The organism is Mesorhizobium sp. M0028, from assembly GCF_040323855.1.
Classification (GTDB): Bacteria; Pseudomonadota; Alphaproteobacteria; order Rhizobiales; family Rhizobiaceae; genus Mesorhizobium.
In genome coordinates this window covers 31,113-53,601 of sequence record NZ_JAMYVG010000015.1, presented here as the reverse complement: position 1 = coordinate 53,601, position 22,489 = coordinate 31,113, and the positions used below count along the sequence as shown (strand labels likewise).

Below are 22,489 nucleotides of genomic sequence, written 5' to 3'. Positions count from 1 at the left end.
ATGGACATGATTGAGGAACAATTCGACGCCATTGTTATTGGGGCCGGCATGTCCGGAAACGCAGCTGCTTACACCATGGCCAGCCACGGCCTGAAGGTGCTGCAGTTGGAGCGGGGTGAATATCCGGGCTCCAAGAATGTCCAGGGTGCCATCATGTACGCGAACATGCTGGAGAAGATCATCCCGGATTTCCGGGACGATGCGCCTCTCGAGCGGCATTTGGTTGAACAGCGGCTTTGGGTGATGGACGACACATCCCATACCGGGATTCACTATCGGTCGGACGACTTCAATGAGGCGAAGCCCAACCGCTACACGATCATCCGTGCCCAGTTCGATAAATGGTTTTCGCGTAAGGTGCGCGAGGCCGGCGCGACGGTTCTGTGCGAGACCACCGTGACGGAACTCATCCGTGACGCCAAGGACAGGGTGATCGGCGTCCGCACAGACCGGGCCGGCGGAGCCATCTACGCGGACGTGGTCGTCCTCGCAGAAGGCGTATGCGGACTGCTTGGCACGCGGGCCGGCCTGCGCGAGATGCCGAAGCCGCAAACCGTGGCGCTCGCCGTCAAGGAAATGCATTTCCTGCCCGAAGAGGTCATTGAGCAGCGGTTCGGCCTCAAAGGCGATGAAGGCTGCGCGATCGAGGCGGTGGGCACGACCTCCCGCAGCATGGCCGGGCTCGGCTTCCTCTATACCAACAAGGAGTCGATCTCACTGGGCATTGGCTGCCTCGTCTCCGATTTCGCCGCGATGGTCGAGAGCCCTTACGTCCTCCTCGACGCCTTAAAAACCCATCCTTCGATCCGGCCGCTGATCGCCGGCTCGGAAGTGAAAGAATATTCCGCGCATCTCATTCCCGAAGGCGGCTACAAGGCTATTCCGCAGCTCTTTGGCGACGGTTGGGTCGTGGTCGGCGATGCCGCGCAACTGAACAACGCCATTCACCGCGAGGGTTCGAACCTCGCCATGACCTCCGGCCGCATCGCGGCTGAGGCAATCATCGAGGTCAAGAGCCGCAACGGTCCTATGACCAAACGGAATCTCGCCCTTTACAAAGCCATGCTGGACAAGTCCTTCGTGGTCAAGGACCTAAGGAAATACAAAGACATGCCGGCCTTGCTCCACACCAATTCCTGCAATTACTTCACGGCTTATCCGCGGTTGATGTCGCAAGCCGCGCAGAACTTCATGCGTGTCGACGGCACGCCGAAGATCGAGAAGGAAAAGGCGACCACGGCGGCCTTCATCAAGGCGCGCTCGCGCTGGGGGCTGGTCAGCGACGCGGTCCGCCTTGCATTGGCGTGGCGCTGAGGGGAGACGAAATGACGATCGCAGTGACGAAGTCACGTGTCGAGGACAAGCTTTACCAGAACCGCTACTTGGTGGATTCTGGCCGTCCGCATATCAAAGTGCGACCGCACGAGAGGCCAAGCGCGAACTTGCTCGCGCTGACCCACGTCTGCCCCGCGAAATGTTATGAGTTGAACGACAAAGGTCAAGTGGAGATCACTGCCGACGGCTGCATGGAGTGCGGCACCTGCCGGATTTTGTGCGAGACCAGTGGCGAGATCGAGTGGAACTATCCACGCGGCGGCTTCGGAGTCCTCTTCAAATTCGGATGAGGACGCACGCACCGTATCAAGAGGGTCAATCTTGGTACACCTGAGGTCGCGACCACGCCAAGTCTATCTTTGCTTGAATTGCCGCGCCACGAAGAGAAGCTCGTGAATACTGTGCTTTCACAATTCAGACTCAGACACGAAAGGAGGAGCACTCTGGACGACAACCGCTGAGGTGTTTCCATGGCTCACGTACCGCAAGATCGGGTCGACGAGGTAGCACCTCGGGATACCCGCCCTGAACCGCCCATCAAAAGCATGCCCCAAGCAGATATCGCGCTCAGGGGACTCTACGAGATATCGAAGGTGCTGACCGCCCCCAGCGAGCTGGAGATTACGCTCGCCAATGTCGTGAACATCCTGCCTTCGTTTCTGCAGATGCGTCACGGAGCAATCGTCGTCCTGGACGCTGAAGGAGAGCCGGAGATTGCCGCAACTGCCGGCAATACCCACGCACCTCAATCAGGCACTCGCCGCGTCATACCACAGGCCATAACAGATCAAATCGTCGCTACGGGGACGCCGCTCTTCATACCGGACGTCCGCAAGTCCCAACTATTTCAGGCTGACCTTCAAACATCTTCGAGCAGCGGCACCATCCCAATTGCCTTTATCGGTATCCCGCTAAAGGCTGATCATAAAATCCTTGGGACATTGTCGATCGACCGCGCCGGAGACGGCGCCACCGACTTTCGCGACGACGAGGACACATACTTCCTGACCATGGTCGCCAACCTTGTCGGCCGGACGATCCGTCTCCATCGCATCCTGAGTACAGATCGTCAGCGGTCTGTCCATGAGCAATGGAGACCGGAGAAATCGCCCAACGAGGGGAGGACCTACGACCCTGCCCGGCATGCGGATGTCAAAATCGACGGGATCATCGGGGAAAGCCCCGCACTCAAGCAGGTGCTCGAAACCGTCTCGGTCGTAGCAGGGACCAATTCCACCGTGCTACTGCGGGGTGAAAGCGGCACCGGCAAGGAATTCTTTGCGCAAGCCATCCATAAGCTCTCACGTCGGAGGAAGAAGTCTTTCGTCAAATTGAACTGCGCCGCACTGTCTGAAAGCGTTCTGGAGTCAGAACTGTTTGGGCATGAAAAGGGCGCTTTCACGGGTGCTATCTCCCAGCGCGCCGGTCGTTTTGAATTGGCAAATGAGGGAACGCTGCTACTTGATGAAATCGGCGAGATTTCGCCGGCCTTTCAAGCCAAGCTGTTGCGTGTCTTGCAGGAAGGCGAGTTGGAGCGAGTCGGCGGCACCAAAACGCTACAGGTCGACGTGCGCCTCATATGCGCCACCAACAAGGACCTCGAGACGGCCGTCATAAAAGGGGAGTTCAGGGCCGACCTTTATTACCGCATCAATGTGGTGCCGATTATCCTGCCTCCGCTCAGAGAGCGACCCGGCGATATTCCACGCCTTGCGAACGCCTTCCTCAACCGATTCAACAAGGAGAACGATCGCGCACTCGCCTTCGCGCCGTCGGCGCTTGACCTGATCTCGCAATGCTACTTCCCTGGTAACGTCCGCGAGCTGGAGAACTGCGTCCAAAGGACGGCCACACTTGCGCGTTCAAGGACGATCACGCCATCCGATTTCGCCTGTAAGAAGAGCCAGTGCCTTTCCTGGCTCCTCTGGAAGCGAGCCGACCGCTCGAATGGCGGCAATACCATCGACGATCTCGCACGGGTCAACGCAGGGCCGGTCGGATTGCGGCTGCCGGCCAGTCGCATCGGTGCCTCCGCAGGCAACGTATCTCCCCTTACGGCCGGCGATCCGAACGATCCCGCTTGTCCCCCGTGTCTGACGGAACGCGACCGGCTGATCGACGCGATGGACAAAGCCGGGTGGGTTCAGGCCAGGGCGGCTCGTATCCTCGGCCTCACGCCGCGGCAAATCGGCTACGCGCTGCGCCGACATGGCATCGAGGTGAAGAAATTCTAGACGTTGTGATGACGTCAAACGCAAGCCCGGAGTAGTCTCCCTCACACTCTGCGCGCCCAAGGCTGGTAGCCTTGGCGACCCGATTTGCTTGTCCACTGTCGGAAGCCCGACAAAGGTGTGTCGGAGCAACCCGACGGAATCCGACACGAAAGCCAATTCGTGAACCAAAACCGCTCTTTGAGCTGGCATAGCTCTTGCGGCTTGAACTGCGACATTCACCCAGCAACGGAGCCGTTCGATGTCCGCACCGGCAATTTCGCTTGAGAGCCTCAGCACGACATTCGGTGACCCGTTGCTTGCCACCGTGAAAGACGGTGCCTGCGCGTCTTCGTCCTGCGGCTCGTCGATAAAGCCGGACGACACGGATCCGGCTGTCTGGGAGAAGATCAAGGATCACCCCTGCTTTTCAGAAGAGGCGCATCACTATTTCGCGCGCATGCACGTCGCGGTCGCGCCCGGCTGCAATATCCAGTGCAACTACTGCAATCGCAAATATAACTGCGCCAACGAAAGCCGGCCTGGGGTGGTCTCCGAAAAGCTGACGCCCGACCAGGCGCTACGCAAGGTGATCGCGGTCGCCAACGAGGTGCCGCAGCTTTCCGTGCTCGGCATCGCCGGACCTGGCGATGCCTGTTACGACTGGAAGAAGACGAAGGCAACGTTCGAACGAGTCGCCAGGGAAATCCCAGACATCAAGTTTTGCATCTCCACGAATGGGCTCGCGCTGCCGGACCATGTCGATGAGCTTGCCGACATGAATGTCGATCACGTGACGATCACCATCAACATGGTCGACCCTGAGGTCGGTGCAAAGATCTATCCTTGGATCTTTTACGACCATCGCCGCTACGTCGGCATCGAAGCCGCCCGGATCCTGCACGAGCGGCAGATGTTGGGTCTGGAGATGCTGACCGCGCGCGGCATCCTCACCAAAATCAATTCGGTGATGATCCCCGGCGTGAACGATGAGCATCTGATCGAGGTGAATAGATGGGTCAAGGAGCGAGGCGCGTTCCTGCACAACCTCATGCCGCTGATTTCGGACCCGGCGCACGGCACGCACTACGGACTGAGCGGGCAACGCGGCCCAAACGCAATGGAGATGAAGGCTCTTCAGGATCGTGTCGAAGGCGGCGCCCAGTTGATGCGCCACTGCCGGCAGTGCCGGGCAGATGCCGTCGGCCTGCTCGGTGAGGATCGTGGCCAGGAATTCACAGTCGACCGGATTCCCGGCGAGGTCACCTACGATGCCAGCAATCGCAAGGCCTATCGGGAGCTGGTCGCGGAGGAGCGCCGTGATCACGTGGCGGCTAGGAGAGAAGCGATCGGATTGGTCAAGGCAGCGAGCCCCGGCAAGTCCCTTCTCTTCGCGGTGGCGACCAAGGGCGGCGGCCGCGTCAATGAACATTTCGGCCATGCGAAGGAATTCCAGGTTTATCAAGCCTCGCCGAGAGGGATCAGTTTTGTCGGGCATCGGAAGGTGGAGCAGTATTGCCTCGGCGGCTGGGGCGGAGAAGCCGCCCTCGATGGCGTCATCGCAGCGCTTGAAGGCATAGATATCGTGCTGTGCGCCAAGATCGGAAACTGCCCGCAGGATCAGCTCGCCGACGCTGGAATCCAAGCCACCGACGCATATGCCCACGACTATATCGAGACCGCAATCAGCGCGATTTACGCCGCCGCGTGTGGGACCCCCGCACTCGCGGCGACGGCCTGAGCTGTCTCATCATTCGGACCAGGAGTTAAAATGGCTTTCAAGATCATCGCATCCCAATGCACCCAATGCGGTGCCTGCGAATTCGAATGTCCCTCCGGCGCGATCAAGTTCAAAGGCGAGAGCTACGTGATCGAGCCGCACAAGTGCACTGAGTGCGAGGGGGTCTTCGATGCGCAGCAATGTGCCTCGGTATGCCCGGTGCCGAAGACCTGCGTTCCTGCGTGACGGACATTGGGCTGCCGACATGGTCGGGGATGCCTTCGCAGGACGCCTGGAACGCCTTTGTTCACAATCTGCAGCCTCAAGAGAAATCAGGGAACGGACATGTCGCTCGGACGCGAAGAGGAGGTCGAAATCCGCAGGCCTCCACGATTCATGCCGGGAGAGCGGGTACGTGCCACTCGCCACATAAAGAATGACGGCACCTATCCTGGCAGGGAGATCGGCGAAAATCTCGTGCGGAAGGGCGACGAGGGATATGTGCGCGACATTGGCACCTTTCTCCAGCAGTTCTTCATCTATGCGGTCGAATGGATCGACCGTGGCACAGTCGTCGGCATGCGAGCGCGTGAACTGATGAGCCTCGACAAAGCCGAGGTGCCCTGCAGTGCTGATAGCAATACCAATGAAGGGACGGCCAGATGAAAGTCATGATCCGCAGGACCGATGCTGGCTTGTCGGCGTATGTCCCGAAGAAGGACCTCGAAGAGCCGATCATCAAGCTCGAGAAGGAAGAGTTGTGGGGCGGAACTGTGACGCTCAGGAACGGGTGGCGGCTCCTCCTACCCGATCTTCCACGGGATACGCGTCTGCCGATCACCGTCGAGGCAAGGAAGGTTTCCGAAGAGGACTGATGCTGCCCGTTCATAAGGTGCGTCGCGAGGAAACGAGCATGAACACAATCCTGACATCGGGCCACCTGGTCATCGTGCGGGACAGTTTTGCCGAAAAGCTGCTTGACCTTGCGAAGGAAGCGCTCGCCTCCGATGAGGTGATCCCCTATCTCGGTCCGGGTCTTCTTGGGTTCAACTGTGCGGAACCGCCTGTGCCGCATACGCCCGAGGTCGTTGCCGCGGCACTCAATGCACGGGCGCCAGCCCCTTCCAGGATCCGCACCAATATGTGGTCGGTTGCGCAGTTCATCGAACAGCGCCGGCATCGCCGAACGCTTCAAGCTTGGATGACCGACATATTCGCAGCGCCGGTGGCGCCGACCCTCCTCCACGCCTGGCTCGCAAGGCTGCCGCTCTCCCTCATCGTCGACAGCTGGTACGACGGCGCGATGCGCACGGCTCTCGTAGAGACCGGCCGAACGGACGTCGTTGAGATACAAGGCGTCACGCGGGCGAACGAAATCGGTAACATTTGGACGAAAACCTACGATTTGTCCGGGAGGGAACTCGACCCCCGATCGGGGGCAAAGACGGTTCTCTATACACCTCACGGGAGTATTAGGCCGGCGCAAAACTTTCTCGTCGCAGATTCCGACTATGTCGAAGTCCTGACCGAAATCGATATCCAGACACCGATCCCAGACCTGGTGAAGGAACGGCGCATCACCCGTGGATTTTTCTTCGTTGGCTGCCGCTTCAACGATCAGATGCTGCGCACCTACGCCAGGCAGATCATGAAGCGCTCCCGAGGTCCATATTGCGCGGTAATGGACGCGGAAACGCTGACCAGAAACGAAGCGCGTTTCCTTGCGGCAAGCGGAGTCACGGTGATCGACATGCCAGTAGGTGAAGCCGCGGCTCGGCTTATAGGAACGCGCCCTGCTGCAGGTGGTGGACAGGATTAACAATGGCGGGACCCTTTGATGATTGGTCCTTCGGCTTGCCTCGAAGGCGCAAAATGCAGTCGGGAATCAACCGTGAGCAGTGATGCTATCGGCAGCGCAACGAACGCTCTGAATTCGTTGACCGATGTGGAAGCGGCGCACTGGGGCCGGGATTTGAGTACGCTGTTGCGCATCACGCGTATGAATTTGCGGCATCCCTGGCAGGTCGCCTTCGCTATGGGCTCGACGATCATGGCGGCAATCCTCCAGTTGCTCATTCCCCAGCTTCTCGGCCGGGCTGTCGACCAGACCCAGACAGCCATCGGGGGCGGTGTCGCGGGGACCGCGGCAGGACAAGCGCTCTGGACCCCGGCTCTCCTGCTGCTCGCCGTCAGCGCGCTACGCGGCCTTTTCACGATGGCGCAGAACTATTTTGCCGAAGCCGTCGGGCATCATGTCGCGTACGAACTGCGGCTCGCCTACTACGACAAGATCCAGCGTCTCAGCTTTTCCTTTCACGACCGGGTCCATTCAGGCGATCTGATCACCATCGGAATGCTCGATCTCCAAGGCGTGCGGATGTATTTTTCCACCGCGCTCGTTCGCGTGCTCCTGCTCACCATACTGATCGGGATCGGCGCCTACATGATGATCTCGACGGATCCCATGCTCGGCCTGGTCGCGCTGAGCTTCGTGCCTTTTGTCGCCTGGCGCTCATCGGCCACACAGCTTAGGCTGCGCGCCACCTGGCTCGACCTGCATGAGCGGCTTTCAGTACTAAGCCGCGTGATGGAGGAAAATCTCGCAGGCATCCGCGTGGTCCGCGCTTTTGCGGCTCAAGCCTATGAGATGCTGAAGTTCGACGGCGCTTCCAAGAACGCGCTCGACCTCGCCCACGACCGAGTTGACATCTACGTGCCCAGCACGTCGGCGATGACCTTGTCCTTCTTTTTCGCAATTGGATTGGTGCTCTGGATCGGTGGCAGCAAGCTCGTCGCTGGCGAGATAAGCGTCGGAACGGTGGCGACCTTCCTGACCTTCATGACAATCCTGCAAATGCCAGTCCGCCAGATCGGCCTCATGGTCAATGCCTTTGCCCGCGCTTCTAGCTGCGGTTCGCGGCTTTTCGGTCTCCTCGACCAGGAGATCACAATCAGGGATGCTCTCGAGGCCAGACCGCTCGAGATAAGCGACGGCACTCTGCGCTTCCACAATGTCTCGTTTGCGTACCCCAGCGCCGAAAACCGCGCCATTCTGAAGAACCTCAGCTTTGAGGCCCGTAGAGGAAAGACGATCGCGATCGTCGGTCCGCCGGGTTCGGGCAAATCGACGATAGCTCATCTGGTCCCCCGCTTTTATGACGTGACCGGTGGCGCCATCACGCTGGACGGCCAGGACATACGCAATGTCACCCTCGCGACGCTTCGCAAGGCGGTCGCCGTCGTACAGCAGGATGCATTCCTATTCACCACTACGATCGAGAACAACATCGCTTATGGCGATCCCTGGGCGAAGAGACAGCGAATCGAACGCGCCGGCGAATTCGCCCAGCTCCACAACTACATCCTCGGGCTCCCAGCGGGCTACGAGACGGTCGTGGGCGAACGCGGCGTCTCTCTCTCTGGCGGCCAGCGCCAGCGTCTCACGATTGCTCGCACCATGATGCTGCGCCCCTCCGTCGTCGTTTTCGACGACTCAACGGCCGCGATCGATGCCGGCACCGAGCAGCGCATCCGCGCGGCGATGCGGCGCTTCGCCAAGGATCGGGTGACGATCATCATCGCGCACCGGCTGAGTGCGCTTGTGCATGCCGATCAGATCCTTTTTGTCGATAACGGCGAAATCGTAGAACGCGGCACGCATCAAGAGCTTTTGGCGAAGCGGGGACGCTACAGGGCCCTTTACGATCTCCAGACGCGCCCGGGTCATGACAATATGACCCAGTATGGGGGCGCCCGCTGATGGCGCAGGGCCGCGCCGGCGAAGTCGAAGCCGAACGTGACGACGGCAGACGCCCTCCGCGCGCGGTTGTCGGCTCGCACCGCATCGAGGAGGAGATGTTCGGCCGGGCTTTCGACAAGAGCATCCTCCGGCGCATCTGGGCTTTCGTCCGTCCCTATCGGGCCAGGGTAGTCATCACGATTGCAGCAATGCTGATCTTCACCGGGACGCAGCTTCTCATCCCGTTGATCATCCGCTACGCGCTCGACCAGGGCATGAACCCGGCAAGGACCGATCGCTCAGCCCAGCTCGCGGCCGTCGGCGCGTTCGTTTTGGCGATTTTGGTCAATTTCGCTGCCGGCTACATGCAGGAAACCGTGGTTGGGAAAGTGGCCGAAACTGTCCTGTTCGACATCCGCCGCGCCATGTTTGGCCATCTGCAGAAGGTTTCGCTCTCCTTCATGGACAAGACCGAGGTCGGACGCCTCATGTCGCGCCTGCAAGGCGACGTCAACTCCATACAGGAATTCCTCGAAACCTCGGTATATTCCGTAGGCGATGTTGCGCTTCTCTTCGGCATCGTTTTCGTAATGCTGTGGCTCGACTTCCGCCTCGGCCTCCTGACGCTCTCGGTTCTGCCGGTCCTGGTGATCGTCCGCATTGTCTGGCTGCCGCGTGCCCGCGACGCCTTCATGGCCGCACACGAGACTAATTCCGTCGTCAACGGCGCGCTGGCCGAAGCCATTCACGGCGTGCGCACCGTCCAGTCAATGGACCGCCAGCAGGTGAATTTCATCCTTTTTGACGACAAGGCCCATGCCAACCTCAGGACCCACCTGATCGCTGCCAAATATGCACTGGTCATGGTGCCTATCGTCGATGGCCTCACCGGCCTCGCCATGGCCGCCGTTATTGTGGTCGGCGGCTCGATGGTCATGAATGGCCGCATAGATGTGGGCGTATTGGTTGCCTACCTATTTTACATCCAGCGCTTCTTTGACCCGATCCGCTCACTCACCCTGCAATATTCGGTCATGCAGCGCGCCATGGCCTCAGGCAAGCGCCTGACCGATGTGCTCGACGTCAAGATCGATGTTCAGGACAAACCCAATGCCGAGGTGCTTTCGCCCGAAATGGACGGCTCGGTCGAGTTCAGGGACGTCACCTTCGGCTACAATCCGAACCGTTCGGTGCTGAAAAATGTCTCCTTCCGGGTCAATCCCGGCGAGACGGTCGCACTGGTCGGGCCGAGCGGTTCTGGCAAATCGAGCGCGATGGCCCTGGTCCACCGCTTCTATGATGTTCAGCAGGGCCAAGTGCTGGTCGGCGGACATGATGTGCGCGATCTCACCCAGGAATCGCTCGGCCGCCAGGTCGCCATGGTGCTGCAGGAGCCGTTCCTGTTCACCGGGACGGTCTTCGAGAACATTCGATACCACAAGACGGAAGCCACGCGCGACAAGGTGATCGAGGCCGCCAAGGCGGTCGGCGCCCACGACTTCATAATGAGGCTCGCCGACGGGTATGAGACCCAACTTGGCGAACGCGGCGACAACTTATCTCTCGGCCAGCGCCAGCTTATCAGTTTCGCCCGCGCCCTCGTCGCCGACGCCAAGATCCTCGTGCTCGACGAAGCTACCGCCAACATCGACAGCTACACGGAAATGCAGATTCAGAAGGCTCTGATAAAGCTGCTTGAAGGGCGCACTGGCCTCGTCATCGCCCACCGTCTTGCCACGATCCGGGGTGCCGACCGCATCATCGTGCTTCAGAATGGCCAAGTTATTGCGACTGGCAACCACGATCAGCTAATAGCCATGGGGGGCCTGTATTCCAAACTCTACAATCTCAACTACGCCTCCTTTGACGATATTCCAGAACACGATACGACCGTACAAGCCGGCTCCCAGACCTGACGTCTTGGCGGCCTTGTGGTACTGACATTGACTTCGGGCGTGCCGGCGGACACTCAGGCCGCCGCAGACGAGGAAGCAGGCAGCATTCATGCAAAGCACTCGCGCGGATCGTGAAGACCGGCTGCGAACGATTTCCTCCAGCGTCGTTATCCGACCGCGGTGCACGCCGCGACATCGGGCGAACTCGCTCCAGGTGGTGTCGCTCGGCGTAGCAAAGCCGCTCGCGAGCGCGCCCTCAACAGCGCCGTAGCGAGTGACGGCTTTGCTACCGCCGAGCCGCTGATGAAGCTGGATGCGGGAGCCGCCACCGGCGCCGCCCCGGTCGAGAAGAACCTCTTGCGGCGGGCTATGGGCAACGACTAGCGCGAGCGCGACGAGCAGATGCGTGCCGGCATCGTGACGCGCTCGGCCATCATCTCCTTAGGATCGTGCAGTCTCACACCTTGCCCAGATGCCGGCCAACGCACAAACCTGGTAATCTGTGCCGCCGGCTCGTCGTCAGTTTGGCCTCCCTCACGATTTCCCAATCCCCACCACGTGCACGCTCGAGCAATGTGAGGGAGCGCTGTTACAACGATTTACCTTCGGATCAGACCGCGAATTTCATGGTCAGCCAAGTCGAGCCATGATTTCGGATTGAATGGTCGTCGCGGTGTACAGGGAAGCATCTAGGGGCAGATTTCCAAATGCCAGTTGACAAAGAAGGTAGTTAGCACCTGCCTCTTCCAACTGACTGAGCAGAGCTTCTCGCACAGACGCTGCTGATCCTACCACGCACAATTCACTCTCGACTGCCGCATCGAAGGTCAGCGGCAGGTTGGGTGGAGTGGGGATAGCGTTAAGCTCGTAAAGGAATTGGAAGCTCTTGAGCCATCGTTCGTAAGCAGGTGCCGCGAGCGAATAGGCATGTGTGTCACAACGCCCAACCACGACCATGCGGAGCAATCCAATAAATGGCGCTCGATCGCCCGCGCCAGTGTTGTCCTCTTGATAGGCGCGGAACGCATCAGTAGTTTTGCGAACAGAAGAGGAAGGTCCTACACACGCGATATTTGCTCCATTCGCAGCGGCCCAGGCTGCGGACTCGGGTCGATTGGCGGCGACCCATGTCGGCGGATGTGGACGCTGATGAGGTCTTAGCGTCAAAGGAACGTCATTGAGCTCAAAATGGCGGCCTTGATAGCACAGCGTGCCAACCTTCATGGCATTAACAAGTATTTCAACAAGAATTTCGCTGGCTTCCGCATAGCGGCCCGGCACCGCGTCCGCACCAATCCCGAAGTAACCCAATTCGATCGGGAGAGCACCGCGCCCTATGCCCAGTTCGAGCCTGCCACCGCTCAACTGGTCCAGCATACAGATCTCTTCGAACGCACGCAGCGGATGATAAAGCGCAAGCAGCATCACCAAGGGTCCGAGACGCAGGCGCCGGGTGCGCTGGGCGACGCTCGATAAGAACAGATTCGGCGATGGACCTCTCCCATGGGGGGTACAGTGGTGCTCTGCGAGATGATAGGCATAGAACCCTAGCTGATCGCACGCCTCTGCTAATATCAGGCGATCTTCGTACTGCCGGGCGATATCGAGGCCGTCCTCGTCCAGATGATCGAAGATGCCGAAGGCTAGGTTTGAAGGAAAGACGTTTGTCACTCGATATTGTCCCTGATTTTAAAGAAAAATGTTGTCGTGCTTGGGTGACCAAGCAAGTCTAAAGATAGCAATGTGTGATATCGGATTAGGGTCAGCGTACCGAACGAGCAGAGCCTGACGCTCCCCCGCCCGTGGTGCTTGGTATGTTTAAGCTTCCAACTATATCGCGAGCGGCAGCAAGAAATGCATCCAATTGCTCTTTTGTGCCGATGCTGACGCGGATGCAATGTTCCAAACCACTGTCCGGAAAGTAGGCAACGAGTATCTTTTGCCTCTCCAAGGCTGCTTGCCACCATGAGCCGTCCTGTCCCGCTGGCACACGGGCTAGCAAGAAATTTGCGTGGGAGGGCGTTACGGAAAATCCAAGTTGCGACAGTGCGGCTGTCACTCGCTGTCGTTCATGTCTGATGTGCTTGTGGTTCTCTGCGTAGGCGCCGCGATGCGCAAGCACGCTGATACCAACCGCATGCCCGATCACGTTCATGTTGAAGACGTTCTGGATGTTGCGCAGCCTGCCAATAATCTCAGGGTGACCGAAACCGAAACCGACGCGAATGCCGGCGGCGGCATAGCTCTTCGAAAATGTTCTCAAGATCAGAAGGTTCGAATAACGGTTGATGAGGCGCAGCCCGTGATCGGGTGCAAAGTCGACGTAGGCCTCATCAAGGACGACCAGGCGATCCGATTGTGCCACGAGGCGTTCGATATTGCTTATCGAGAGGAATGTTCCGGTCGGATTGTTTGGATTGGCCACCAGAATGAACTTGGCGTCTTTTGCCGGACCGGAAAGCAATTGGTCCATTGGCAGCGAATGAGTTTGACATCCGATCTCGAGAAACTCAGCACCATGCAACATGGCAAGTTTGCGGTTGAACGAAAACCCTGGCGATATCATCGCCACCTTGTCGCCAGGGGCGAGGAAAGCTCTGTAGATGAGTCCGAGCAGTTCAGACGACCCGTTGCCTGCGATGACCTGATCCGTGGATACGCCATAGGTATTGGACGCTGCTTCCCTCAAGCTGATGTTATCGTCGTCCGGATACAGATACTGGCGCTGGAGGGCCGCCACTGCACTTTGCATTATGATTGGCGGCAACGGAAACGGGTTCTCATTCGTATTCAGCTTGACAAAACTTCTGTCCGGCGCTGGTCCGTTGGACGGCAGAGCATCTAACTGTCGCGTCCCTTGCGGAAGAGACGAAAGCACAGCTTGCAGTTTTGCATCGGACATATTTTATCTCCGTTTCAGTCGCACAGGGCATCCGTATGAGCTCGCAACGAGAGCAACATGGCGGACGGATTGACGATGGCAGCGTCGCCTTTCACAAGATGGTCGCAACGCCGGCTGCCACGACGGGAATTCGGCCAGGCTGTCCTCGGTCGGATCGACTTGACGCGGACGCGGATCTGCATCCCTGCGCGGGCCAAGCCGCTAAGCGGTCTCAGCTAATCCGCCTGAGTCATGCTTTCACAGACGCTTGACCTCGATGCCGTATTTCCTCAGCACGTAGCCAATCTGGCGCGGGGTCAGTCCAAGCAGGCGCGCCGCCTTTGCCTGCACCCAGCCACATCTTTCCATGGCAGCAATGACGCGCTCGGCGTCGGTGGTCCTCGCGCCCAATGAGTGGGTTGCTCCGGCAGGCGGGACTGTGGTGGCGGCCGAACGAGCGGCCGGATCCGGAGGCGTGGCCGGATTCACTGCCTCTGGCAGGATTGGCGCTGGTTGCAGCGCGGCCTTGCCCGATCTGCTCTTCCGCAGCGCCTCGGCAAAGCATTGGTCGTGGGAGCACGCAAAGTCGTTTCTCCCGATTGATCGTCCCTCCGCCAGGATCGCTGTCCGGTGCACGCAATTTTCAAGCTCGCGAATGTTGCCGGGAAATTCACATTTCATCAGTACTTCAATCGCACGCGCATCGAAGGTCAGCGTACGGCCGTTCTCATCGTTGAAATTCTTGAGAAACTCAGCTGCGAGGAGCGGAATATCGCTGCGCCTTTGGCGTAATGCCGGCACCAGCAAGGGAACCACGTTGATGCGATAATATAGGTCGGCGCGGAACTCATTCCTTGCAACCGCCTCTTCAAGGTTCCTGTTCGTGGCGGCAATCACGCGAACGTCGACCTTGATGGTCTGGTTGCTGCCGACGCGCTCAAACTCCTGCTCCTGCAGCACGCGCAGTAGCTTTGCCTGGAAGGAGGCCGAGATCTCGCCGATCTCATCCAGAAACAACGTCCCCTTGTCGGCGAGCTCAAAGCGACCCTTGCGGGAATTGAACGCGCTTGTGAAGGCACCCTTCTCATGACCGAACAATTCGGATTCCAGGACTGTCTCTGGCAGCGCTGCACAATTGAGTTTGATGAAGGGCCGCTTGGCGCGCGGCGACAACTCGTGAATTGCCTTGGCGACCAGCTCCTTCCCGGTACCGGATTCGCCTCGCAACAGAACCGTGGTCTTTGCCTTAGCTACCACTGCGATCTTCTCGAGCAGCGCGCTTAGCGCCGGACTATCGCCAATCATCCCCTTGACGTGAACCTTCTTGCGCTGCGGTGCAGGGTGCTTGACATCAGAGAATTGCGTTTGCAGCCGATCTTCCACCTCTGTCAGTCGTTCGCGGTCGCCCGCGGAGAAGCGGTGCAACTTGACTGTCTGTCCCACCATGTTGGCGATCATGGTGAGCAGCCGAACATCATAATCGAGCCGATACGTTGACCTGCTGTCCAAGGCGCGGTCGATAGTCAGCGTGCCTACGGCGTTCCCATCAACACGAATGGGAACGCCGATGAAGGACACGGGGTCGGAGGCCCCAAGCACCTCTATGTCAGCGGCAGTGAAGGCCGAATGCACCGCTATGTTCTCGGCGACGAGCGGCGTGTCCGTCGTCACAATCCGATCGATTGCCTTGCGCGGCAGACGCATCCGGGAGCGCTCATCGCTGTTCTCGTCGGAGCCGGTGACTACGGTGATGTCCAGTATGCCCTCAGCGTCGAAGAGAGCGATGATGCCGTGCCGCATCTGCACAAACGAGGGCAGGAGATCGACGACCTTGGCCAACGTGACTTCGAGCCGGGCGGGGTCGGTGAGTACTTTCGATATTTCGAAGATGCCGGTAAGCGCGTGCTCGTGCGATGGCACAAAAGGGACCGCGGTGTTCGTCTCGGACTTTGGGTAAGGCCTTTTCGCATCCGGAAGCGAAATGCGGCACTCGCTGGCATTTTGTTCTGATTTGGGAATGTTGTGGTGCATGTGATCCTCGATCTCGCGCCATGAAATGCATGCCGGCGGCATGTGCGCCCGCGACGTCGCGGGCAAGCGCGAAAATGTTCTGACGTGAACTCGTGCCACCGCCGTGTGGTCGAGTACAAACCGGGTCGACCCCTGACGCATCGCTTGGCTCTCCCTCCACGAAGCTTGGCCACGTTCTCGGCTTGCACGGGGGCAACCACACGTTGATTTTCAAAAGACTGGAGCGAGGCGGGATAGTCAATCGAGCTTTCTTTCATTCGTGAAAGGAAACCTCGCGGCCTATGATAGAATTCATCAGTTCTAATTTTTTGTCGGCGATGTTGAACGACAGAAATACGGCGCCGGCGATGCGGTGCCTGAGCGGCTGACCGCGCCGAGTATAAATTGCCGGGCCGTGCCATTCACCAGCGCTTGCGAACCAGGGGCGGGAGCGATAATCACTGCCGACGACACTGGTCGGTCGCGGCAACCGCCATTTCCTCGATATTGATGACACAGATAAGGCGGCGGCGTCGCGTGTGAAGGCGCGAAGGTGGCGGTCGAGCGCGGCTTTCTCGGCGGTGCTCGGAACTTCTGAACCGCATCGTCGCGGTCAGCACCAGCGGCGTCAATCCCTACGTCTCGACGTCGCTTTCAAGCTGTCGCTGCAGCGGCAGCGCGGCAAAGAACACGGCAATTCTCCGCTCTGGTGCCAGCGATGCGGCCCTTCCCAAAGTCGGCAAACCGAGGAGCCCACCACGATGTGCAGCAAAACCGCAAGCCAGAGAGATCGACCGGCAATCTGCCGGAGAACATCAAGCGCGTGCTGGACGGCGGCCTTGTCATTCCCGTCTTGTGCCACCGTATTCATCCCATCATTGGCGAGCCCAACGTCAGTTCAGGTCATGCGGATCCATTTGGCATGGGTATTGCGGCGGCGTTGGTGCAGCGTTCGACCGGAGCGCCGCGATAGGGAGAAGCCCGGGAGAAGTCACGCCACCTCGATCCGGTCAGGGAGAGAGAAACAGTGTCAGCTGCACAAGTCCGCGGCGCGAGTCCCGCGCCCCGCAAACCCTTCTATGCCAAGCTTTACGCGCAGGTGCTTGCCGCCATCGCCCTCGGCGTCGCAATTGGCTATTTCTATCCGGGAACCGGCGAGAGCCTGAAGCCGCTGGGTGATGCCTTCATCAAGCTGGTCAAGATGATCATCGCGCCTGTCATCTTCCTGACAATTGCGACCGGCATTGCCGGCATGAACGATCTTCACAAGGTCGGCCGGGTCGCCGGCAAGGCAATGGTCTATTTCCTCACCTTCTCGACGCTCGCGCTGATCGTCGGCCTGATCGTCGCCAATGTCGTCCAGCCTGGCGCCGGCCTCAACATCGATCCGGCCTCGCTCGATGTCCAGGCCGTGAATACCTATGCCGCAAAGGCCCACGAGCAGTCGGTCACCGGCTTCCTGATGAACATCATCCCGCCAACGATAGTCGGCGCCTTCGCGGAAGGCGACATCCTGCAGGTGCTGTTCTTCTCGGTTCTGTTCGGCATGGCGCTCGCGATGGCCGGAGAGACGGGCAAGCCTGTCGTTTCCTTCCTTCAGGCGCTCATCGCGCCTGTCTTCAAGCTCGTCGGCATTCTGATGAAAGCCGCGCCGATCGGCGCTTTCGGCGCAATGGCCTTCACCATCGGCAGATATGGCATCGGTTCGGTCGTCAACCTCGCGATGCTGGTCGCGACGTTCTATTTCACCGCCTTCCTCTTCGTGTTCGGGGTTCTCGGCGCGGTCTGCCGCTACAACGGCTTTTCGATCTGTTCTCTCATTCGCTACATCAAGGAAGAGCTGCTGCTTGTCCTCGCAACGTCCTCCTCGGAGGCCGCGCTCCCCTCGCTCATGCAGAAGATGGAGAAGGCGGGCGCCAGGCGTTCGGTTGTGGGTCTCGTCATCCCGGCCGGATATTCGTTCAATCTGGACGGCACGAATATCTACATGACCCTGGCGGCCCTCTTCATCGCGCAGGCGACGAACACGGATCTGTCAATCGGCGATCAGGTGCTGCTGCTGCTCGTTGCGATGCTTTCCTCCAAGGGCGCTGCAGGTGTAACAGGTGCGGGCTTCATCACCCTGGCTGCTACGCTCGCCGTAGTTCCGAGTGTTCCCGTTGCTGGGATGGCACTGATACTCGGCATCGACCGCTTCATGTCCGAATGCCGGGCGCTGACGAATTGCGTCGGCAACGCAGTGGCATCCCTCGTCGTTGCCCGCTGGGAAGGAGAATTGGACCGAGCGCAGATGAAAGCCGCCTTCTCCGGTCATCAGCTTGCCGAGGCATCAAACCGGCTATCCTCCGCCGAGTAAGGGCGACGCACCGCGACCGGTTTCGCCAAGCTGGTCACATGACCTGAACGATCGACTCGCAGGCTCTAAACGGCGCCTCACGGACCATGTATCAGAAGCGCTAAATGTGTGAGTGCAAATCGTCGCCGCCCTAAGCGAATGAACCTTCCGTTATACCCGGCCGGTCTACGTCTGGAGTAGTCCAATACGCTGTCGATCATTCAGTATGCGGGCGTCTTCACTTTGCCCACCCGAAACCATTGTCGAATCGCGCTAGGTGACAGAGAGCCAGCCTGCGTCAAAAACCAATCAGAATAGGACCCATGACCAAGCGCCCCACAATTGCCGATCTCGCCCGCGAAGCCCGAGTCAGCGTAGCAACGGTCGATCGGGTTCTGAACGCCCGCCATCCGGTGCGCGAGGAGACCGCGCGGCGGGTCCACGACGCCGCCCACGCGATCGGCTATCATGCTGCCGGGCTCATCAAGCAGCGCTTGCGGCGAGACCTACCGTGCTACCGTCTGGGCTTCATCTTGAGAAAACCGGCCCAGCATTTTTACCAAGACTTTGCGCGCGAGGTCGAAGCGTCGGTCAATTTGGCCCAGTCCTTCCACGGCATTCCGCTCATCCAATTCGCCCCGTCACATATGCCGAGCGACCTAATCGCACCGCTCAAGGATTTGGGCGCACGCTGCCATGCGATCGCGATGGTGGCACCGGACCACCCAAAAATTACAGCAGCGGTTGAGGACCTCAAGGCCAAAGGCATTCCGGTTTTCTCGCTGCTTTCCGACTTCGCCGCCGGCGTGCGACAGGGCTATATCGGCCTCAACAACCGCAAGGTGGGGCGCACGGCCGCTTGGATGGTGTCCAAGGTCGCAAAACGGCCCGGCAAGGTGGCGGTGTTTGTCGGTAGCCATCGTTTCCAGGGGCACGAGCTCCGTGACGTCGGCTTTCGCTCCTATTGCCGTGAGAACGCGCCGACGTTCGAGGTGCTCGATCCGCTTGTGAACCTGGAGAAACGGCAGGTCACCTACGAGGCAACGCTTGATCTCATGCAGCGGGAACCCGAGCTCGTCGGCTTCTATGTCGCCGGGGGCGGCATGGAGGGCGCCATCTCCGCGGTCCGGGAAGAGGGTAAAAGTCGCGATCTCGTCGCGATCGTGAATGAAATCACGCCGGAATCTCGGGCGGCACTCGCTGATAACATCATCACGATGGCGGTCGCCACGCCAATGCGCCGGCTTTCCCAGGAGCTGATAACGCTGATGACGCGGGCTATCGAGACCGGCACTGCTGAAACACCAGGACAGACATTTCTGCCGTTCGATATTCATCTGCCGGAAAATATATGAAACTGATGGCTTCTATCGTAAGCGGGGAAGTTTCCTTTCATAAATGAGAGAAAGTTGATTGATGATCCCATCCACGCGGGGTAGCCGCACCCCACAGGCCTCAGCCGCGGCCCAGGATGAAGCGCCAATTGGTGAACGGATCGGCCACGCGTTCAGGCGGAAGCGCGAGGTCGCGACCGGCTTCATTGCCAACATCTCGACGTTGTCGGTCCAGGGCGGTGTCGTCAAGGATGCCTCACGCCAGTAGCCGAGCGAGGCCGGCACAGTCCATTGGGATTGACCTCGTCGACCGGCATCTCCTCGCCTGGCCGCGCGTGAAAAGCCGCGGCAAGGCCGGCAAAGTTGGCATTTGAGTGGGGCTAGACATCTTCTGGGACTTCGCACGCGAAATCGGAGGCGGCAGTCAACTCAGCACCAACCCGGGCATGTGTTCTGCTCGTTCCTGGCCCTCGTACTCAGCAAGGAACTGCGCCGCTCTGCCGAGCCAAAGGCCTGACGCCCGAATGGCAACCGCTCCTACGCGATCGCGACCGCCTCCAGGAAGCCCGAGACGCTCAATAGCTTTCAAGCAAAGGCGCCAGGCGAGATGCCTCCTGCAACATCATTTCCCGCATCCACAGGCTTGCCGGATCAGTATTGTGAAGCGCGGGCCATTGGACGGCCTCCGTGAATGCGGGATGAGGAAGTGGCGGCGGAAGTTCGACGATCCGCAGGGGTGTTGTTTTTGCGAAATGCTGCGCCAGCCGTAAGGGCATGGTCCCGATGCGGTTGGTGCCTGATAGGACGGGCGCGATCAGGCTAAAGCCCTGTACGACGACCTCGATACGTCTCTCGAAACCGTGCTCGAGCAAATACCACTCCTCCATGGTGGGCTGCCGGGTGTGCCTGAATTTGAGCACGACATGCCCCATCGACAAGTATCGCTCGAATGTAAGTGGCTCTGACAGCTGCTTGTTCGTGCCGCAGCCTACGCATACGAGCATATCTTCGAACAGGGCTGCGCGAGGATGTTTCGACATGAACACTTCCGGCATAATCAGAAAATCAACGTCGCCGCGCCGGAGAAGCTCCTCGGGGTCGTCGCAAATAGGCAGACATTCGAAGCGGACGGCGGGAGCTTCCCGCGCAGTACGCTCTACGATCCTCTTAAAAAGCACGAGCGTGAGGTAATCGGAAAGCATGATTCGGAAGAGACGATCCGATTGGGCTGGGTTAAAGGCGTCGGAGGAAATAATCGATAGCTGGATGTGCAGCAATGCGTCCCGGACTGCTGGGGCAAGCCCCTCCGCGCGCGGTGTCAAAATGAGCTCGCGGCCGTTCATCGTAAATAGCTCATTGCTGAAGTAGGCGCGTAACCGAGCGACGGCGGCGCTCATGGCCGGCTGGCTCAGGTTAATACTGTTGGCCGCGGCAGTGACTTTACGCTCCCTGATCAGAGCGTCCAGCACAACGAGGAGATTCAGATCCAGCCCCTTAAACCGCATATCCTGATCTATCCAGCGTGTGGATGGGCATCATCTAAACAATCAATTTTACGAATTTACGAACCATGCATTAGAGGAACGTAAATGACCGACGTCAAGCTCAAATCGACGGCGCCGCGACGGGCGGGAACATCGAGAGAGCTCATTGGCGAGCCCCACCGGCTGGCTCACCTTCGCTAACGACAACGGTTGAGTGCAGCCAACAACGCCGCCGCTTTGGCCGGGTAATGCGGCCCGCAAGAAACTATTTTGAAGAGAGGTCCTGAATGCGCCCTCAGGTGCAGTGGAAATTGTGCTGGGAAAACGAGTTGCAGCTCTCGGACCACGTCGAGCTCGCCCAGTTCTTTCGTAATACCTACGGGCCGACTGGGGCGTCCAACGCAGAACCGTTCGAAGGTAGTCGAAGCTGGGCCGGCGCCAGGCCTGAACTCCGCGCAATCGCCTATGATTCGAACGGTGTAGCGGCTCACATGGGCATACTGCGCCGTTTCATCAAGGTTGACGCGGTCGATCTGTTGGTGGCTGAGCTGGGCCTGTACGGGGTACGTCCGGATCTTGAGAGTCTCGGAATCGCCCATTCAATCCATGTCGTGCTTCCAATACTGCAGGAGCTTGGCGTTCCATTCGCTTTCGGAACCGTCCGGCACGCGCTGCGGAATCATGTTGAGAGGTTCGGGCGGCGATACAGCCCTTTGGCCGTCTTGTCGGGAATTCGCGTGCGCTCCACCCGACCAGAGGCGCGCCTCGACCTGCCGCCCACACGCATTGATGACGCACTCACCATTGTTCTGCCAGTTGGACGGCCGATCAGCGAATGGCCCACGGGCACGATGATCGATCGGAACGGACCAGAGCTATGAGCCGTCCCGATTGCTTGTACGAAGTGCGCCGTGAGTGCTCTGACGGCACCGGCCGTCGCAGCGTTTATCTGACGTTTGACGACGGTCCCAATCCACTTTTCACACCGGAGATTCTGGATGTGTTGGCAGAGCAGCGGGTGCCGGCGACTTTCTTCGTCATCGGCGCCTACGCCTTAGAGCACCCGGATCTAATCCAACGAATGTTTGCAGAAGGGCACGAGCTAGGCAACCACACGATGACTCATCCGGATCTGTACAAATGCGGCTTCGGCGAAGTGCAACGTGAGATCTTTGAAGCGAACGGCGCCATCATGAGGGCGTGCCCTCAGGCCTCGGTGCGCTATATTCGCGCGCCCTACGGCGCCTGGAGCGAAGAAGTCTTCACAGCGTCACAGATCGCCGGGCTGACGGGCCTCCATTGGTCCGTCGACCCTCGAGATTGGTCTCGCCCTGGGGTCGACGCGATTATCGATACCGTGCTCGCCTCTGTCCGGCCGGGCGCAATCGTACTCTTGCACGACGGATGCCCTCCCGGCGAGTTGAGCCAGGGCGCTCACGCCGGTCTGCGCGACCAGACGGTCACGGCGCTGTCCCGTCTGATTCCAGCACTTCATGAGCGCGGATTTGTAATCCGCTCACTTCCTCAACATCACTGAACAAACGAG

The 22,489-nt window shown here is 59.3% G+C and carries 22 protein-coding genes; 17 read left to right on the top strand and 5 right to left on the bottom strand.

Features of this window, described 5'->3' with window-relative positions; translation table 11 throughout:
• Positions 1-6 precede the first annotated feature (6 nt).
• The 11 genes from NKJ93_RS23650 to NKJ93_RS23600 all read left to right on the top strand — a co-directional run bounded on the left by NKJ93_RS23650 (position 7) and on the right by NKJ93_RS23600 (position 11,283).
• A complete protein-coding gene (locus NKJ93_RS23650) occupies positions 7-1,314 on the top strand; it encodes an FAD-binding protein (RefSeq protein ID WP_352591524.1) in 1,308 nt (435 codons plus the stop codon).
• A gap of 11 nt (positions 1,315-1,325) precedes the next feature.
• Positions 1,326-1,625 (top strand): ferredoxin family protein, encoded by a 300-nt coding sequence (locus NKJ93_RS23645; protein ID WP_023678245.1) that lies wholly within the window; start codon positions 1,326-1,328, stop codon positions 1,623-1,625.
• A gap of 180 nt (positions 1,626-1,805) precedes the next feature.
• Positions 1,806-3,569 carry a nif-specific transcriptional activator NifA gene (gene nifA / locus NKJ93_RS23640; protein WP_352591381.1) on the top strand — a complete coding sequence of 588 codons (1,764 nt, stop codon included), beginning with the start codon at positions 1,806-1,808 and terminating at the stop codon, positions 3,567-3,569.
• Positions 3,570-3,807: 238 nt separating this feature from the next.
• A complete protein-coding gene (gene nifB, locus NKJ93_RS23635; protein WP_352591379.1) occupies positions 3,808-5,286 on the top strand; it encodes a nitrogenase cofactor biosynthesis protein NifB in 1,479 nt (492 codons plus the stop codon).
• 30 nt (positions 5,287-5,316) lie between these two features.
• Entirely contained in the window at positions 5,317-5,511 is a 195-nt protein-coding gene (locus NKJ93_RS23630; protein WP_352457023.1) for a 4Fe-4S dicluster domain-containing protein, read from the top strand.
• A 99-nt stretch (positions 5,512-5,610) separates the two neighbouring features.
• Positions 5,611-5,931, top strand: a complete 321-nt coding sequence (locus NKJ93_RS23625) for a nitrogen fixation protein NifZ (protein WP_352450751.1) — start codon at positions 5,611-5,613, stop codon at positions 5,929-5,931.
• Positions 5,928-6,140 carry a putative nitrogen fixation protein NifT gene (gene nifT, locus NKJ93_RS23620; RefSeq protein ID WP_023678250.1) on the top strand — a complete coding sequence of 71 codons (213 nt, stop codon included), beginning with the start codon at positions 5,928-5,930 and terminating at the stop codon, positions 6,138-6,140. Before NKJ93_RS23625 ends, nifT begins: the two co-directional genes overlap by 4 nt.
• 38 nt (positions 6,141-6,178) lie before the next feature.
• The gene (locus tag NKJ93_RS23615) at positions 6,179-7,084 is read left to right on the top strand and encodes an SIR2 family NAD-dependent protein deacylase (protein ID WP_352591376.1); all 906 of its coding nucleotides are present in this window, start codon (positions 6,179-6,181) and stop codon (positions 7,082-7,084) included.
• 72 nt (positions 7,085-7,156) lie between these two features.
• Positions 7,157-9,025, top strand: a complete 1,869-nt coding sequence (locus NKJ93_RS23610) for an ABC transporter ATP-binding protein (protein WP_352591373.1) — start codon at positions 7,157-7,159, stop codon at positions 9,023-9,025.
• Positions 9,025-10,920 (top strand): ABC transporter ATP-binding protein, encoded by a 1,896-nt coding sequence (locus NKJ93_RS23605; protein ID WP_352591370.1) that lies wholly within the window; start codon positions 9,025-9,027, stop codon positions 10,918-10,920. Before NKJ93_RS23610 ends, NKJ93_RS23605 begins: the two co-directional genes overlap by 1 nt.
• A 159-nt stretch (positions 10,921-11,079) precedes the next feature.
• Entirely contained in the window at positions 11,080-11,283 is a 204-nt protein-coding gene (locus tag NKJ93_RS23600) for a hypothetical protein (RefSeq protein WP_352457028.1), read from the top strand.
• Between the two features lie 246 nt (positions 11,284-11,529).
• Here NKJ93_RS23600 and NKJ93_RS23595 read toward each other — a convergent pair whose 3' ends face one another.
• The 4 genes from NKJ93_RS23595 to NKJ93_RS23580 form a co-directional block, all read right to left on the bottom strand.
• Positions 11,530-12,570 (bottom strand): LLM class flavin-dependent oxidoreductase, encoded by a 1,041-nt coding sequence (locus tag NKJ93_RS23595; protein WP_023678254.1) that lies wholly within the window; start codon positions 12,568-12,570, stop codon positions 11,530-11,532.
• Positions 12,571-12,661: 91 nt separating this feature from the next.
• Positions 12,662-13,801, bottom strand: a complete 1,140-nt coding sequence (gene hisC / locus NKJ93_RS23590; protein ID WP_352591368.1) for a histidinol-phosphate transaminase — start codon at positions 13,799-13,801, stop codon at positions 12,662-12,664.
• Positions 13,802-14,038: 237 nt separating this feature from the next.
• Positions 14,039-15,811: a nif-specific transcriptional activator NifA gene (nifA, locus tag NKJ93_RS23585; protein ID WP_352591365.1), complete on the bottom strand. Its 1,773-nt coding sequence runs from the start codon at positions 15,809-15,811 to the stop codon at positions 14,039-14,041.
• 253 nt (positions 15,812-16,064) lie between these two features.
• Positions 16,065-16,280 carry a hypothetical protein gene (locus NKJ93_RS23580; protein WP_352591362.1) on the bottom strand — a complete coding sequence of 72 codons (216 nt, stop codon included), beginning with the start codon at positions 16,278-16,280 and terminating at the stop codon, positions 16,065-16,067.
• A gap of 273 nt (positions 16,281-16,553) precedes the next feature.
• On the opposite strand from NKJ93_RS23580, the gene NKJ93_RS23575 reads away from it, so the two are divergent.
• The 4 genes from NKJ93_RS23575 to NKJ93_RS23560 all read left to right on the top strand — a co-directional run bounded on the left by NKJ93_RS23575 (position 16,554) and on the right by NKJ93_RS23560 (position 19,727).
• On the top strand, positions 16,554-16,763 hold the full coding sequence (locus tag NKJ93_RS23575) for a hypothetical protein (RefSeq protein WP_156937379.1): 210 nt from the start codon (positions 16,554-16,556) through the stop codon (positions 16,761-16,763).
• A 54-nt stretch (positions 16,764-16,817) separates the two neighbouring features.
• Positions 16,818-18,146, top strand: a complete 1,329-nt coding sequence (locus tag NKJ93_RS23570) for a dicarboxylate/amino acid:cation symporter (protein ID WP_352591359.1) — start codon at positions 16,818-16,820, stop codon at positions 18,144-18,146.
• A gap of 302 nt (positions 18,147-18,448) precedes the next feature.
• Positions 18,449-19,480 carry a LacI family DNA-binding transcriptional regulator gene (locus NKJ93_RS23565; protein WP_023678260.1) on the top strand — a complete coding sequence of 344 codons (1,032 nt, stop codon included), beginning with the start codon at positions 18,449-18,451 and terminating at the stop codon, positions 19,478-19,480.
• Positions 19,481-19,541: 61 nt separating this feature from the next.
• A complete protein-coding gene (locus NKJ93_RS23560; protein WP_352591356.1) occupies positions 19,542-19,727 on the top strand; it encodes a hypothetical protein in 186 nt (61 codons plus the stop codon).
• 307 nt (positions 19,728-20,034) lie between these two features.
• On the opposite strand, the gene NKJ93_RS23555 is transcribed toward NKJ93_RS23560, so the two are convergent.
• On the bottom strand, positions 20,035-20,964 hold the full coding sequence (locus NKJ93_RS23555; RefSeq protein ID WP_352591353.1) for a LysR family transcriptional regulator: 930 nt from the start codon (positions 20,962-20,964) through the stop codon (positions 20,035-20,037).
• A gap of 266 nt (positions 20,965-21,230) precedes the next feature.
• On the opposite strand from NKJ93_RS23555, the gene NKJ93_RS23550 reads away from it, so the two are divergent.
• Positions 21,231-21,824, top strand: coding sequence for a NodA family N-acyltransferase (locus NKJ93_RS23550; RefSeq protein ID WP_352483781.1), 594 nt, complete (start codon positions 21,231-21,233; stop codon positions 21,822-21,824).
• The gene (gene nodB, locus NKJ93_RS23545) at positions 21,821-22,480 is read left to right on the top strand and encodes a chitooligosaccharide deacetylase NodB (protein ID WP_352591350.1); all 660 of its coding nucleotides are present in this window, start codon (positions 21,821-21,823) and stop codon (positions 22,478-22,480) included. Before NKJ93_RS23550 ends, nodB begins: the two co-directional genes overlap by 4 nt.
• Positions 22,481-22,489 lie beyond the last annotated feature (9 nt).

Bases quoted from the DNA above. Each gene is read 5' to 3' on its own strand.
- nifA (WP_352591381.1), top strand. From the start codon at position 1,806: ATGGCTCACGTACCGCAAGATCGGGTCGACGAGGTAGCACCTCGGGAT.
- NKJ93_RS23605 (WP_352591370.1), top strand. From the start codon at position 9,025: ATGGCGCAGGGCCGCGCCGGCGAAGTCGAAGCCGAACGTGACGACGGC.
- nifB (WP_352591379.1), top strand. From the start codon at position 3,808: ATGTCCGCACCGGCAATTTCGCTTGAGAGCCTCAGCACGACATTCGGT.
- NKJ93_RS23645 (WP_023678245.1), top strand. From the start codon at position 1,326: ATGACGATCGCAGTGACGAAGTCACGTGTCGAGGACAAGCTTTACCAG.
- NKJ93_RS23630 (WP_352457023.1), top strand. From the start codon at position 5,317: ATGGCTTTCAAGATCATCGCATCCCAATGCACCCAATGCGGTGCCTGC.
- NKJ93_RS23565 (WP_023678260.1), top strand. From the start codon at position 18,449: ATGACCAAGCGCCCCACAATTGCCGATCTCGCCCGCGAAGCCCGAGTC.
- NKJ93_RS23555 (WP_352591353.1), bottom strand. From the start codon at position 20,964: ATGCGGTTTAAGGGGCTGGATCTGAATCTCCTCGTTGTGCTGGACGCT.
- nifT (WP_023678250.1), top strand. From the start codon at position 5,928: ATGAAAGTCATGATCCGCAGGACCGATGCTGGCTTGTCGGCGTATGTC.
- NKJ93_RS23650 (WP_352591524.1), top strand. From the start codon at position 7: ATGATTGAGGAACAATTCGACGCCATTGTTATTGGGGCCGGCATGTCC.
- hisC (WP_352591368.1), bottom strand. From the start codon at position 13,801: ATGTCCGATGCAAAACTGCAAGCTGTGCTTTCGTCTCTTCCGCAAGGG.
- nodB (WP_352591350.1), top strand. From the start codon at position 21,821: ATGAGCCGTCCCGATTGCTTGTACGAAGTGCGCCGTGAGTGCTCTGAC.
- NKJ93_RS23615 (WP_352591376.1), top strand. From the start codon at position 6,179: ATGAACACAATCCTGACATCGGGCCACCTGGTCATCGTGCGGGACAGT.
- NKJ93_RS23560 (WP_352591356.1), top strand. From the start codon at position 19,542: ATGATCCCATCCACGCGGGGTAGCCGCACCCCACAGGCCTCAGCCGCG.
- NKJ93_RS23550 (WP_352483781.1), top strand. From the start codon at position 21,231: ATGCGCCCTCAGGTGCAGTGGAAATTGTGCTGGGAAAACGAGTTGCAG.
- nifA (WP_352591365.1), bottom strand. From the start codon at position 15,811: ATGCACCACAACATTCCCAAATCAGAACAAAATGCCAGCGAGTGCCGC.
- NKJ93_RS23625 (WP_352450751.1), top strand. From the start codon at position 5,611: ATGTCGCTCGGACGCGAAGAGGAGGTCGAAATCCGCAGGCCTCCACGA.